Origin of the sequence: Methanohalophilus sp. (assembly GCF_030156785.1) — an archaeon.
Lineage (GTDB): Archaea > Halobacteriota > Methanosarcinia > Methanosarcinales > Methanosarcinaceae > Methanohalophilus.
The window spans coordinates 12,472-26,019 of the sequence record NZ_JASGLW010000002.1 but is presented as its reverse complement, the minus strand read 5'-3'; the positions used below and the strand labels follow the sequence as shown (position 1 = coordinate 26,019).

Here is a 13,548-nt window from a genome sequence, read left to right as displayed (position 1 = left end):
TATTTCTAACAATGTGACTTGGTGATTTTTTGGTTAAAAGGGCATTGCTGAGCGTTTCTGACAAAACCGGAATTGTCGAATTTGCGCGTGGGCTCAAGCAACTGGACATAGAAATAATATCCACCGGAGGTACAGCAAGAATCCTCCGCGACGAAGGCATAGAAACAACCGACGTATCAGAAGTCACCGGATTTCCCGAAATGATGGGAGGCCGGGTAAAGACACTTCATCCACACATCCACGGCGGACTTTTGTGTATGAGAGAGAACCCGGAACATTTAGAAGATGCCAAAAAGCTATCCATTGGACTTATCGACATGGTAGTCGTGAATCTTTATCCATTTGAGATCACCATATCCAAGGACAAAGTAAATCTTGAGGAAGCTATTGAGAACATCGACATCGGGGGGCCCACACTCCTCAGGGCTGCCGCCAAGAATTACAGTGCAGTAACTGTAGTCTGTGACCCTGACGATTACGGACACATTCTAAAGGAACTCCGCTCAAGCGGCGTAACTTCCCTGAAAACACGGGAAAAGCTTGCAGTCAAAGCATTCCGGCACACTGCAAACTATGACAGCACCATCGATACTTACCTGAGCAGCACACTGCTGGGTGAGAAAGTTCTTCGCATGAACTTCACAGAGGGTACAAAACTAAGGTATGGTGAAAACTGGCATCAGGAAGCAATGTTCTATAGGGATACCAGCGTAACCGGACCCTCACTTTCCAATTGCCACCAGCTGCACGGCAAGGAACTTTCCTATAACAATTATATCGATGCAGACAATGCCCTACAGGCAGTAAAGGAAATCAGTAACGGCAATCCGGCTGTTGCTATTGTCAAACACAATAATCCCTGCGGACTTGCCACAGGTAAAACCCTTGAACAGGCATTGAAGGCTGCATGGGATGGCGATCCTATCTCTGCGTTCGGAAGCATAATCTGCACCAATACAATCGTCGACCTGAAGGCTGCAGAATATCTTAAGAACAAATTCGTGGAAATTATTCTTGCTCCCGGTTTTGAGCATGACGCTCTGGAATTCCTGAAAAACAAAAGCAAAAACCTTAGGTTACTGGAACTTCCGCAACTCAACGAGCCATTTGACGTGGATTACACTTACAAGTATGTCATCGGCGGCATGCTGAAGCAGTCCCGCAACATAGGGCTTTACGAGAAATGGGATTGTGTCACCGAAACACCATTCCCTGAAGAAAAAAGAAAACTTGCAGAATTCTGTATCGCAGCATGCAAGAGCACCAAATCCAATGCCGTAAACCTTGCTTATGAGTACGATGACGGCTGCTACATGATGCTGGCAATGGGTGCAGGACAACCTAACCGAGTGGATTCTATTCGCAAGCTTGCAGCAACCAAAGCCCGTGAGAATCTTAAAATCATCTACGAGAGGGAGAAACCGGAAGTGGACTTTGATGAATACTGCAACAGCGTGATGTCCGAATGTGTCATGGCATCCGACGCTTTCTTCCCCTTCGACGACAGTATAATCCATGCCAATGAAAACAATATCAGATATATTGTATCCCCTGGCGGATCAATCCGTGATGGAGAAGTAATTGCCACTGCCAACAGGCTTGGTGTTTCACTGATATTCACCGGAATGAGGCATTTTCTGCATTGAAAATGCCTCTTAACTTTTTTGTGTGCTCTGCCATGCGTGTAATCTAAGATGAAATCAGACTGAGATTCAAAAGTCAAGTATTTTCTTTTGTTTTGTGTCCTGTTTTGGAGGATACAAAAGACCTATGATCATCCAAGTAGCATAGCGAAAATGCGTGCCAAGAACAAGATAGAGATCCCTTATAAATTCAATTAATTTCAATCTAATCTTTTCTTTAAGTTCTTCGGGAGTTATATCCTCTTTCGCTTTTATGATATTACGTGCAAGCTCATTTATCTCCCAATCAAGAACAATCAATTTGTGACCTTTGCTGTTTTCTTCACCATGGCAAGTAAACAGATATCTGAAATCATCACCCGAAAAACGCTTCAAGTCTAATTCAGGCATTATATTCCTTTGGCTCAAATATCCTATCCAGCAAATCCAGACGACCCAGATCCTTTAGCCGAACATAGATCAACTCCCACACACAATCCTTTTCTGGATCAACCTCGCATTTGCCATCCATTGAACCACCACATGGACCATTCAGCAATCCCTTGGGACATCGTGCTGTGGGACAAATCCCTCCAAAAAAGTTTGCAATGCAATCCCCGCACATAGCACATTGATTTTCCTTTACTTCCCCACAGGAGATTCCTCCGAGAGAGCACGTATTTGTAGCAGGGTACACCGGCAAGTTTACAACGGAAGCAATTATGGAAAGCCCGCTTCCGCAGGACATTATAAGAAGAGAATCAGTTTCGCCAATCCGTGGATCAAGTTCCAGCAAAGCATTCATCGACTTTACGTTGCATGCCGCTTTTGCGACTGCTCCTCCGATAACATCTTTTCCTGCTTCCTGGAGTTTGCAACACATTTGCTTAACTTCGGGTTCACCCCCCACGTGTAATTTTGTAGCACAGACTCCGCATCCTATAACAAAGATTTTGCCGGCATCCTCCAGCATGGAAAGGATTTCCTCAAACGGTTTGGAAGAAGAAATTATCATTTTGTATCACTGATCATTGGTACCGGTAAGTTATATCATCATATTCCCAAAGCACTGTGTCAATCATTTCTGCAATCCGTGGAAGACCACGTGCCTGCCCCTGAAGCTTTTCAGAGAGCTTTTTGAGTTGCAACAGGGTTCCCATAACCATTAAATCCGTCTTTTCTGTTTCGTGGGACACAGCATTCCTTTCAAGAGCGGCATCCCCTCCTCTTGCAAGGATTTCCTGTTTGATAATCAGGGCTTCTGTAGTTGTAATGTTTTTGATCAACAAGTTAAACATCACTGTTTTGTTTTTCATTATTTGCGCCCCTGTGGAAGTCACACCCAGGGACTGCATTATTCTCACAGAATCCACTGGACTTCTGATTTCCAGAATCTCCACTTCCCGATCGCCGTCAACTTCCACAGCAGGGTTCCCGCGGATTGCGGATGCCACTTTGACAGCGTCAAGGGTTGGACCCACATCATGGGTGCGGATAATATGAGCACCTTTCTGGACTACAATAGCAGTCGCAGCAAGGCTTCCGTAAAGCCTGCCCTCAGGAGGCTTATTCAAAACTTCACCGATACATGATTTGCGTGAGAGTGCTGCCAGAATGGGTTTGTTGAAACTCTTAAGTCTTTCAAACCTATCAAAAGTCTCAAAATCATACATGGGTACTTTTTCGGGGATCCATTTGCCTATAGCAGGGTCGAGGATTATCTTATTCGTATCAATCCCTTTATCCTCACTTAACTGAAGAATATCCTGCAAAGATTGCATCACTGCATCCATGCCCAGAACATCCCCTGGAACTTTCCGGGATGCCATAACTACAGCCGGACAGCCGAAATCCGCCACAACATCAACCATTTTTTCATCAATTGCAAATCCGGAAACATCATTGATGATATCAGCTCCTTTTTCTAGGGCTGCTTCGGCGAGATCGGAAAATATTGTATCTACAGAGATAACCGCATCAACATTCCCGGCAAGAGTTTCAAGAGCAGGAAGTAAACGGTTGCGTTCCTCGTCCTTTGAAATCGGATCCGCCAACGGCCATGTAGAACGTGCCCCCAGATCAAGAATCGTAGCACCTTCATCAATCATTTCCCAGGCGACATCCAGAAGAGCATCACTTTCGACAACCGAGCCTTTATAAAAAGATTCGCGGCTTAGGTTCATCACTCCCATGATATGGACAGGATGTCGGTCTCCTACCTTCAATCCGCATATATCAACGTCAACGACCATGAAATTACCAATAGAAAGCTTATTTTATCACTTATATAAGTGCGTCCGTTGCCCTGCAAAATGCTTTGCTGCAATAACCACGTGTGTAAGAAGAGTCGCAATGGTCATGGGGCCCACACCACCCGGAACAGGCGTAATGAGAGACGCTTTTTTGGAAACATTTTCAAAGTCTACGTCACCGTAAACCTTGCCGTCTTCTTCGGTGATACCTGCATCAAATATTACAACACCGTCTTTCACCATATCGGCTTTGATGAGGTGTTTGACACCGGTTGCAACGATAAGAATATCTGCTTCTTTGGTGTAGCGTTTCAGATCATCGGTATAAACGTGACAAATTGAAACCGTTGCATTGCGGTTTAAGAGCATTGCAGCCATCGGTTTTCCAACAACATTGCTGTGACCTACAACAACTGCATTCTTGCCCTCAATTTCCACACCGTATTCTTCAAGGGCCTTGATTATCCCTGCAGGAGTACAGGGTACAAGCTGTTCATCCCCGATCAGCAGCTTTCCCACATTGCAGGGATGGAACCCATCCACATCCTTAGTTGGAATTATTGTCTGCATAGCTTCCTGTGCATCCAGATGAGAAGGAAGCGGAAGCTGTAGGAGTATGCCGTGAATATCCTCCCTTAAATTAAGGGATTCAATCAGAGCAAGAAGTTCTTGATGCGAGATGGAAGCATCAAGCTTATGGTCTTCCGCATTGATGCCCACCCGATCGCATGCCTTGTGTTTGAGACGTACGTACATATTAGAAGCAGGATCATCTCCTACGAGAATTGTGGCAAGACCGGGAACAACGCCTGTGCTTTTTTTTAGACCTTCAACTTCATACTTCACACGCTCTTCAATCTTTTTTGCAAGTCCTCTGCCATCGATAATCTTGCTTTCATCTGTCATTTAATACACCTTAGAGATTCCGATAGATTGGGAAATCAGTACACAGCTGCTGAATATCAGCACTTACTTCAGCAAGAATTTTTTCATCGTTTGGATTTCTGAGAACTGTGTCAAGATATCCTGCAATATCATCCATCTGCTCTTCTTTCATACCACGGGTTGTTACAGCAGGAGTGCCTGCACGCAGACCGCTTGTAATAAATGGACCTCTGGTTTCAAAAGGAATTGTATTTTTGTTAATAATAACGCCAGCTTTACTCATTATAGCTTCGCCATCTTTGCCGGTGATGTCAAACTTGTTAAGATCCATGAGCATAAGGTGGTTGTCAGTACCACCGGACACTATATCGAACCCCCTTTCAATGAGAGCACGGGCGAGTGCATCTGCATTCTTCACAGTCTGCTCCTGATATTTTCTAAAATCAGTAGAAAGGGCTTCCTTAAAGGCAACTGCCTTTGCAGCAATGGTGTGCATAAGGGGACCACCTTGGATACCCGGGAATACAGCTTTGTCAACATCTTTTGCGTATTCTTTCTTACACATAATCATTCCACCTCTTGGCCCCCTGAGGGTCTTGTGGGTGGTTGTTGTGACGAAATCTGCATATGGTATTGGGCTTGGGTGAACACCTGCAGCAACAAGACCGGCAATATGTGCAATATCCGCAAGCAGATATGCATCTACTTCATCGGCAATTTCCTTGAAGCGCTTAAAATCAATAATTCTTGAATATGCAGAAGCTCCGACAACAATCATTTGCGGAAGTTCTTTCTTTGCCATTTCCATAAGGGCATCATAATCAAGTACTTTGGTTTCACGATCAACACCATAAGGCACAATGTCATACAACTGACCTGAGAAACTTACAGGACTTCCGTGGGAGAGGTGTCCACCATGTGAGAGATCCATGGACATGATTTTATCTCCGGGCTTGAGGACGGAGAAGTAAACCGCCATATTGGAACCTGATCCGGAATGTGGCTGTACATTCACATGTTCCGCACCGAATAACTTCTTTGCCCTTTCAATTGCAAGATCTTCGGCAATATCCACATACTGACATCCTCCGTAGTAACGTTTCCCTGGATAACCCTCTGCATATTTGTTAGTCATGATGGAACCCTGTGCTTCCATCACTGCGCGACTGGCATAGTTTTCGGACGCAATCAGATTCAGCCTGAATTCCTGCCTTTCAGCCTCCAATTTCAGTGCTTCTTCAATTTCCGGATCGATTTCTGAAATATAAGACATACCTTTTCCTTTCCTCTGGATTCAATGAGATTTATTATAAAATTATGATCTTAAAACAATACGTCCTTTTATGTTAAGACGCCCTTCTGCAAACAATTTCACGGCTTCGGGGAAAATCTGGTGCTCTTCCTTAAGAATACGCTCTGCAAGGGAATCTTCCGTATCATCATCAAATACAGGAACACATTTTTGCAGGATGATAGGACCCGAGTCCATCTCTTCATCCACAAAATGAACTGTACAGCCTGCGACTTTAACCCCATACTCCAGTGCCTGTTTTTGTGCATGAAGTCCTTTAAAAGAAGGAAGAAGTGCTGGATGAATATTTATTATCCTATTTTTAAAATGCCGGACAATATTCGATCCAAGCAACCGCATATAACCTGCGAGCAACAATAATTCCACGTCATACCCATCAAGGACTTCTAAAATACGACCTTCATACTGATCCTTGTCGGAGAAGGATAACGGATCCACAAAAACTGCGTCAATGCCGTGATTTCTGGCTCTCTCAAGCGCGTAAGCCTCCCTCTTGTCACTGACAACAACACGGATAGCAGCATCCTTGATGTAACCGTTTTCTATGCTGTTAATTATGGATTGGAGATTTGAGCCTCTCCCTGAGGCCAGCACTGCTATGTTGAGAGTCATCGGACAACCATAGTTAATAAGTATATATTAGAGTTTTGGAAACTGACTAAATACACTCAACTTGAAATTCGGAAACATTCTTTTGATCGCTCATTGATTAGATTGTCCAATTCATCAGAATCAGAAAGGGAATCAAGTTCATTCTTCTCAATCAAAACCGTGTTTTCCACTGAAGTGTATTTACTGTTCCCTTCAATAATGTAAACGGATCTGGTAAGGGTAACCTCGGAAATGCTGCTCATCAAACGAGCCCGTTTGAGCATGGAACCACTATATTCGCTGATTCCCGTAAGAAAAGTCGTGGATGGGTCTTTAGAGACTGCCTTAAAGGGTGCCTGATCCGTTGATAGTACATCATAACCAAGGTCTTGAATAAAACTCAGGATGCTATCCCGCTGGGGAACAAACTTTTCGACATTTTTCTCCTGTTTGTTATCCTTTAGTCCCCGTTGCAGAATATCAATGGAACGTGCAAGCGCTACATCCAGCAATTCCTCAAGCTGGAGAACCACATCAATGGAAGCATCCATACAGCCCTCTTCATACTTACTGATAGTGCGTCTTGAAACACCAAGATGTGATGCAAGAGCACCCAATGACAGTGCCATCCTTTTGCGGGCTTCTTTTAGCACTTCACCATCAATTGAAACGTAGAGTCCACCTGGTGCCGCTGAAACCAGTGGAGGGACATCTTCAACAAAACAGTCGTAGAGCGTCTGGATATTGAAAGCCGGGATATCATACCTCATGTAAACTACGCTGTCTTCAAGCAACTGATCCCGTGTTTTAGCGCCAATGAGTATTGGGGATCCTCCCAAATATTCCGACAACGATCTCATTTCAGATGCCGTATCCTCATTAAGGCTATCAATGTTGTATAAAACCTTGCAGAAAAGAAGCACATCGCCTTTCCTTGCAGCAAGATCAAAACTTCGCGGACGTATATCGCATCTGTTAGAAATTACAAAATCAGCCTGTTTCAATACATCAATAATTTGATGTATGAGGATGTCTTTAGTCATGGCTGATAGAATCTTTCGAATACTTCTATATAAAGATATCTGTTGTAAAATGCGGATGTTGGACACATGATAATTGCATTTGATGATACAGATTCCAGGAATACAGGCATGTGCACCACATATCTTGGAGCTTTGCTTTTCGAGGAACTGCAACAATACGGTCCGATTACAGATGACCCCCTACTCATTCGCCTAAACCCCACAATCCCCTACAAGACAAGAGGAAATGCAGCTGTTGCTTTGCAAATAGAAACAAGCAAGCCAGAGGAAGTCATCTCCCATGTAATAGGAAGGGTAGAGAATTTTGCCCAATTCCAAGATGAGAACACCAATCCCGGCGTGGTGTTTATCCGCCCAGAACAATTCGAGAGTTGCAGGACAGAGCTTGCAAACTTTTTCCTTGAAACGGTGCAGCAGGTTATCCCAATTGATCGTGCAAAGGAAATCATTGCAAGAAACAAAATTGAAGCACGTGGATACAAGAACGGCAGAGGATTAATTGGCGCCCTTGCTGCCTGCGGGGCAGTTCTTGCAGGACAGTGGGACTACACTTACGAATTACTTGCTTACAGGCAACCTGATAACTGGGGAACCCTGCGCCGTGTTAATGAAAAAAGCATCTGGGAAGCTGACAATGTAACCTACCCCGAAACATGGGATAATGTTGATGTCGCAAACAATATGGTTGTGTGTGTGCCACATTCCGTTGATCCGGTCCTTTATGGCATCCGGGGAAAGAATAAGGACACAATCAGAAAAGCTGCAAACATGATTTTAGGTGAGGCTATCGAAAGATCTTTGCTCTACCGGACAAACCAGGGAACAGACATGCATCTGATTCCAGCATCCTTCATTGAAGATTTACAGGATTTGCATTCCTACACAATCGAACTGAAAGTTACAACAGTTCCCCATACCATTGAGGGGGGGCATACTTTTTTTAAGGCTGCTGACAAGAAGGATAAAAATATAGATTGCGCAGCTTTTGAACCAACCAAGAATTTCAGGGAACTTGTGAGGAAACTTATTCCCGGCGACCTCGTCATTTTATCCGGCAGCATGAAAGACGGTACACTCAATCTTGAAAAACTTGAGATCAAAAGGCTAGAACCAAAATTCGAACTTGTGAACCCCACATGCCCTTCCTGCGGAAAACGTATGAAATCTGCCGGGAAGAATCAGGGATACAGGTGTCGAAACTGCAAAACCACTGCATCTGAGCCTGAAATAATTGAAATCCCAAGGGATATTGAAATCGGGATTTACGAAGTCCCTCCCTGTGCAAGGAGACATTTGTCAATGCCTCTTATAAGAAAAGAACAAAATAGCTATATTCATCCGTCAAGATAAGTTTTTCAGAAGCGCAGGTCACTAAGATCTGCAATTGGAGGAACTTTTCTCTTGTGGATGTTAGAATCAATCCTGACCAATAGTGAATGCATATCCTCAGCGGAAACTCCTACCATCGATTGTACCACATGCGTATCCAGACCTTCCAGAAGGAGGGAAAGAATTCTGTCAATAATTTCATACGGTAAACCAAGGTCTTCTTCGTCAGTCTGCCCAACATGGAGAGCCGCTGATGGAGGCTTGCTGATTATATCGGCTGGAATACCTAATATCTCAGCCATCTGCCTCACTTCTGTTTTATAGAGGTCACCAATGGGTTCGATGTCAACGCCACCATCTCCGTATTTTGTGAAATAACCCAGCAAAATTTCTGTCTTGTTGCCGGTACCTACCACAAGGTATCCTGTGAGATTTGCATAGTAATACAATATGGACATCCGGATTCTGGCTTTCAGGTTGCTATTTGCATAAGACTCTGCAGGGTTGCCATCTGGTATATTGTTTAGAAAAGATGCCACAATTTCAGATATATCGATGGTCTTGAATTCAATTCCCAGAATGTCAGCAACTTGTGTGGCATCCAGCACATCCTCGGCAGGTGTGACATTTAGTTCCGGCATATGTACCCCAAGAACATTTTCAGAACCAAGTGCTTCCGTGCAAAGGTATGCAACCAAAGTAGAATCGATTCCCCCACTTAGACCCAGCACAACTCCACTACATCCTGCATCATCACACTTCGTACGAATAAATTCTACTATTCTTTCCTTTGAGGCAATAATTTCCATTAGTATGCACCATGAGAAGGTTTAGGAATACAATATATGTATCTTTCCTAGGAAAAGAGGAGAAGATAATTAATAATTCAATATAATTTTATATGTCGATAGAGGTGCAACAATGGAAGAAGCCATTTTCACATAAAAAGGACTCGATGAAATTATTGTAATAGGAGTTTATAACAACAGCAAAAAATGGATTTAAAATTAAAAATTCCCTTCAAAATCTCTATTTTAACACATCGATGTTATTTAATCCTATTAATGCATACGCAAAGGATATGAAAATCTTCGTGGCGGATACTGCAGTTTTTATCAACCGTTATAGGAGAGATGCTACTTTTGTAACTGTCCCTTCTGTTATTGAAGAACTAAAAAGCAGGGAATCCAGCATTGAGGGATTATTGGCAATTGAAAGCGGAGCAAAGGTGGAACAACCTAATCCGGAAGCTATTGCAGAAATCCATCGCATGGCCAGAAATACCCGAGACATTGAGGAACTGTCAAAAACAGATATTGAGATTCTTGCCAAGGCTTTTGAATATAAAGACAATGCAATACTCCTAACAGACGATTATGCGATGCAGAACGTTGCATTACTTCTCGGAATAGAAGTTAAACCCGTCACTCAAAAAAAGATCAAGGATCGTATAATATGGGAAAAAAGATGCACCGGCTGCAGAAGAAAGTTTGATAGCGGGGATGAATGCCCTGTCTGTGGGTCCCCTTTGAAAAAAACCCGCAAAAGAAAAGTATAAGCTAAACGATATAAGATATGTCAGTAGAAAGTGGTCCAACATGAAGAATATTGATGAATTAATACAGAAAGCAGTTGAACTGCAGGCAAATGGATTGGTTACCGGGGAAATTGCCAATGAATTGAATGTGTCAAGAGACACTGTAACCTGGCTCCTTACAAGAGCAAAAAGAGGTGCCGCATCTCCTGCTGCACCAAAAGATATCTCCGTAAACTGGAGCAACATCGGAAAAAGCTCATACCGCCTTCGGTACATTTCCCAGGCGCTTTGTGATATGGTTCTGGAAAGCCTGAGCGAAAGTGGAGATTCCGTAGACATGGTAGTGGGAATAGGACTCAGTGGAGTTCCAATCGCAACCATGATGGCAGAAGAACTTGGTGCTGAATTTACAATATTCCACGGCTATGACAGTAAGAAAGAAAAGGGTACTCAAAGAGGTATATTCAGCAGAAACTTTGGAAATGTCGTAGGAAAGAATTGTGTAATTGTTGATGACGTCATTTCATCTGGTACCACAACTACCGATGTCTGTAAGCAGTTGAAAGAGAGTGGCGCAAAACCTGTTTCAATTGCCGTCATTCTTGACAAGAAAAATGCAGATCATATTGAAGGCGTTCCGGTAAATGCCCTTGTTCATATTGTAAGGGTTGATTGAGGAAGTTCACACTTCCTCTACTTCTGCAGCACCAACTTTTTCAGCCAATCTCGAAAGTACTTCTTTTCTCATACCTTCAACAAATTTGATGCTGCCGACTACAAGATGACCTCCACCATTGACACCAGCACCTACAAGTTCATCGTGAAGCTCACGAACCATCTGCGGGATATTCATTTTTACCCCACGGGAACGGATTACAGCAAAATCCGGCCCGTATCCAATGGTGATGACAGGCTTTCCTTCATATTTCTGGCATAGCCTGTCGTGAACTTCACCCGAGGTTTTACCGGGTGGAGGAAATGTGAATTTGTGAGCGTAATTTTCCACATCCAGAACATTCATAATTGCACCATTTGGCAATTCCGTGGATTTGACATTCGGCAAGCACGCGTCAAGCTGCTCATTAATCATTTCATTTGCCTGTTCGCATAGCAATGAAACCAGCTTGCTGTGGCGGGGACTTACTGAAAGATTTAGGATATCATCAATTATATGTTTCCCACTACTGAATTTTAGCCAGTAAGCTTCAAAATCAAGTGCTAGAGCCATTTTCTTTAGTTTCTCAATTGGATAAGTGTCTGAAACAAGCTGAATATAACGCTCTGCTTCAGGTGCTTCGGAACGATCCCCTACAGCTGATACCGCAGGTAAATGTTTGATTTTTTCTGTCACATCTGGATTAATCATTCTTGCAACTTCCACGGAAAGCATACCGGCTGTGACTCCAAAATCCCCTCCCACATGTGCAGGATTTACATGCGCTTTCAAATACCTGTCAACCGATTCATGGGGATGATGGTGATCAACTACAACCATATCCATACCATAGAGTTCCACATGTTTCATAGCAGGAACATCCTCATCCGTAGAACCGTTATCAACCATAACTATGAGAGGTAGTTTCTGCCCATGTCGCTCAGAATCTTCAAGGGCAAAGGATATGTCCTTGGTAACATCCATCATCTCATAAAATGGTGCTTTTGAAGGAGCACGCTTGTAAAAATAATGTTCTGAATCCGCACCGTTAATCTCTAGGATCATGGGTAAAATGGCTTTCTCTATTGCCACCGCTGCAGTCATACCATCTGCATCAGCATGATGACGCAGGAGGATAGGTCGTGATCTTATTACAGCTTTTTTGATCACGCGGGCTACATCCCTCATTGCAGGACGTAGGGCTTCCATGACTTCACTTTCTATAAGAAACTCTATATCCGAAGGTTCAGCCTTTTTGTCAAGAGCAGCATCTATCCTTGCCTTTACATATTTCTCCCTTTCACCGGAAAGATGTTTCATGCTGCGTACTTCAACCTGTAGCCTATCTGCCCTCTGGTTTACTTCCCCAGTAACGCGAACTATCATATCTGTGTCAATTTCCGGATATGCGCGTTCTCCGGCTCTTTCAAATGCAGCCGCGGAAATCAATCCCTCCTCATCGGAAATTATAAAAATTGTTGGTCCACCAGTCTGTTTGACCTGTATAACCTCACCATCTACTTTTACTAGCTTACCTACAAAGTTCTTGAGTTCAGAAGATTTGCGGATAGGAATGTCTTTTTCTACTTCAACGGTCCTGAATTCCTTGATAGCTTTTGGAATCAGGTCCATCTTACCATCCTGCCGGAGTTCATTAAGTTTCACTATGATTTTGTCTCCTACTTCCAGCTTATCCTTGATATTACTGGAATGTACAAGACCCCGGACATTGGAATTTATGTTAACAAATGCCCCAAAATTCACCACATTGTTCACTTTAGCATGGTAGAGTTTTCCAACCTCAAGTTCTACAATATCACAGGAATCATCCAGTTCATGTACGACATGGATTTCTTCGCAGTTTCTGCAAACCTCTTTGTCATCAAGAAGCTCATCGATAGGTTTGCCACATATATCACATTTGTAGAAATAACCTGCACCCTTGCAGGAAAAACACTTTTCTTTTATTTCTACTTCTCCGGTTCCATTACATTTCTCACATGCAGCTGAGCCTTTTAACAAACTGTTCATATCCTTTTCGGAAAGGGACATGAGATTAACAGAGCGTGGTTTGCCGGAACCCTTACATTCCGGGCATTTTACCTTTGATATGGAAGTATAACCTGCACCATCGCAGTTTTTGCATTTCTCTTTCATTCTTATCTGTAGGGGTGATTGATCTACTGGTTTATTTAGGTTGCTGAAACGAAGATTTTTGGATTATGAAGGTAAAGAGGACGGTTTTCTTTAACATCGCGTGGGTAACCGATGCCTGGCTCATTATCTCATTGTAGCCGCTCACAGACCAAACCTTCCACATGC

General features: G+C 43.3%; 13 protein-coding genes. 4 read left to right on the top strand and 9 right to left on the bottom strand.

Annotated elements, in window-relative coordinates; genetic code table 11:
* Positions 1–29: 29 nt before the first annotated feature.
* Entirely contained in the window at positions 30–1,646 is a 1,617-nt protein-coding gene (purH, locus tag PWQ49_RS01425) for a bifunctional phosphoribosylaminoimidazolecarboxamide formyltransferase/IMP cyclohydrolase (RefSeq protein WP_300606805.1), read from the top strand.
* Positions 1,647–1,712: 66 nt separating this feature from the next.
* Here the strand turns inward: purH and PWQ49_RS01420 are convergent, their stop codons facing one another.
* The 7 genes from PWQ49_RS01420 to PWQ49_RS01390 are packed head-to-tail and all read right to left on the bottom strand — an operon-like array spanning position 1,713 to position 7,705.
* Positions 1,713–2,033 carry a hypothetical protein gene (locus PWQ49_RS01420; protein ID WP_300606803.1) on the bottom strand — a complete coding sequence of 107 codons (321 nt, stop codon included), beginning with the start codon at positions 2,031–2,033 and terminating at the stop codon, positions 1,713–1,715.
* Positions 2,026–2,637: a methylenetetrahydrofolate reductase C-terminal domain-containing protein gene (locus PWQ49_RS01415; RefSeq protein WP_300606800.1), complete on the bottom strand. Its 612-nt coding sequence runs from the start codon at positions 2,635–2,637 to the stop codon at positions 2,026–2,028. Before PWQ49_RS01415 ends, PWQ49_RS01420 begins: the two co-directional genes overlap by 8 nt.
* Positions 2,638–2,650: 13 nt before the next feature.
* Positions 2,651–3,874, bottom strand: a complete 1,224-nt coding sequence (gene folP / locus PWQ49_RS01410) for a dihydropteroate synthase (RefSeq protein WP_300606798.1) — start codon at positions 3,872–3,874, stop codon at positions 2,651–2,653.
* A gap of 27 nt (positions 3,875–3,901) precedes the next feature.
* Positions 3,902–4,780 carry a bifunctional methylenetetrahydrofolate dehydrogenase/methenyltetrahydrofolate cyclohydrolase FolD gene (folD, locus tag PWQ49_RS01405; protein WP_300606795.1) on the bottom strand — a complete coding sequence of 293 codons (879 nt, stop codon included), beginning with the start codon at positions 4,778–4,780 and terminating at the stop codon, positions 3,902–3,904.
* 10 nt (positions 4,781–4,790) lie between these two features.
* A complete protein-coding gene (glyA, locus tag PWQ49_RS01400; RefSeq protein ID WP_300606791.1) occupies positions 4,791–6,032 on the bottom strand; it encodes a serine hydroxymethyltransferase in 1,242 nt (413 codons plus the stop codon).
* Between the two features lie 42 nt (positions 6,033–6,074).
* Positions 6,075–6,683, bottom strand: a complete 609-nt coding sequence (purN, locus tag PWQ49_RS01395) for a phosphoribosylglycinamide formyltransferase (protein WP_300606788.1) — start codon at positions 6,681–6,683, stop codon at positions 6,075–6,077.
* A gap of 56 nt (positions 6,684–6,739) precedes the next feature.
* The gene (locus PWQ49_RS01390) at positions 6,740–7,705 is read right to left on the bottom strand and encodes a transcriptional regulator (protein ID WP_300606785.1); all 966 of its coding nucleotides are present in this window, start codon (positions 7,703–7,705) and stop codon (positions 6,740–6,742) included.
* Positions 7,706–7,771: 66 nt separating this feature from the next.
* Between PWQ49_RS01390 and PWQ49_RS01385 the strand changes: the two genes are divergently transcribed.
* Positions 7,772–9,055, top strand: coding sequence for a tRNA(Ile)(2)-agmatinylcytidine synthase (locus PWQ49_RS01385; RefSeq protein ID WP_300606782.1), 1,284 nt, complete (start codon positions 7,772–7,774; stop codon positions 9,053–9,055).
* Positions 9,056–9,060: 5 nt separating this feature from the next.
* Here the strand turns inward: PWQ49_RS01385 and PWQ49_RS01380 are convergent, their stop codons facing one another.
* Positions 9,061–9,843 (bottom strand): NAD+ synthase, encoded by a 783-nt coding sequence (locus PWQ49_RS01380; protein WP_300606779.1) that lies wholly within the window; start codon positions 9,841–9,843, stop codon positions 9,061–9,063.
* Positions 9,844–10,079: 236 nt separating this feature from the next.
* Between PWQ49_RS01380 and PWQ49_RS01375 the strand changes: the two genes are divergently transcribed.
* Positions 10,080–10,592, top strand: a complete 513-nt coding sequence (locus tag PWQ49_RS01375; RefSeq protein WP_300606777.1) for a DNA-binding protein — start codon at positions 10,080–10,082, stop codon at positions 10,590–10,592.
* 40 nt (positions 10,593–10,632) lie between these two features.
* Positions 10,633–11,247, top strand: coding sequence for an orotate phosphoribosyltransferase-like protein (locus PWQ49_RS01370; protein WP_300606774.1), 615 nt, complete (start codon positions 10,633–10,635; stop codon positions 11,245–11,247).
* 6 nt (positions 11,248–11,253) lie between these two features.
* Here the strand turns inward: PWQ49_RS01370 and PWQ49_RS01365 are convergent, their stop codons facing one another.
* Entirely contained in the window at positions 11,254–13,383 is a 2,130-nt protein-coding gene (locus PWQ49_RS01365; RefSeq protein ID WP_300606772.1) for a DHH family phosphoesterase, read from the bottom strand.
* Positions 13,384–13,548 lie beyond the last annotated feature (165 nt).

What these genes read in the sequence shown, in the direction of transcription:
- PWQ49_RS01420 (WP_300606803.1), bottom strand. Translation starts at nt 2,033, where the DNA reads ATGCCTGAATTAGACTTGAAGCGTTTTTCGGGTGATGATTTCAGATAT.
- PWQ49_RS01415 (WP_300606800.1), bottom strand. Translation starts at nt 2,637, where the DNA reads ATGATAATTTCTTCTTCCAAACCGTTTGAGGAAATCCTTTCCATGCTG.
- folP (WP_300606798.1), bottom strand. Translation starts at nt 3,874, where the DNA reads ATGGTCGTTGACGTTGATATATGCGGATTGAAGGTAGGAGACCGACAT.
- folD (WP_300606795.1), bottom strand. Translation starts at nt 4,780, where the DNA reads ATGACAGATGAAAGCAAGATTATCGATGGCAGAGGACTTGCAAAAAAG.
- glyA (WP_300606791.1), bottom strand. Translation starts at nt 6,032, where the DNA reads ATGTCTTATATTTCAGAAATCGATCCGGAAATTGAAGAAGCACTGAAA.
- purN (WP_300606788.1), bottom strand. Translation starts at nt 6,683, where the DNA reads ATGACTCTCAACATAGCAGTGCTGGCCTCAGGGAGAGGCTCAAATCTC.
- PWQ49_RS01390 (WP_300606785.1), bottom strand. Translation starts at nt 7,705, where the DNA reads ATGACTAAAGACATCCTCATACATCAAATTATTGATGTATTGAAACAG.
- PWQ49_RS01385 (WP_300606782.1), top strand. Translation starts at nt 7,772, where the DNA reads ATGATAATTGCATTTGATGATACAGATTCCAGGAATACAGGCATGTGC.
- PWQ49_RS01380 (WP_300606779.1), bottom strand. Translation starts at nt 9,843, where the DNA reads ATGGAAATTATTGCCTCAAAGGAAAGAATAGTAGAATTTATTCGTACG.
- PWQ49_RS01375 (WP_300606777.1), top strand. Translation starts at nt 10,080, where the DNA reads ATGTTATTTAATCCTATTAATGCATACGCAAAGGATATGAAAATCTTC.
- PWQ49_RS01370 (WP_300606774.1), top strand. Translation starts at nt 10,633, where the DNA reads ATGAAGAATATTGATGAATTAATACAGAAAGCAGTTGAACTGCAGGCA.
- PWQ49_RS01365 (WP_300606772.1), bottom strand. Translation starts at nt 13,383, where the DNA reads ATGAAAGAGAAATGCAAAAACTGCGATGGTGCAGGTTATACTTCCATA.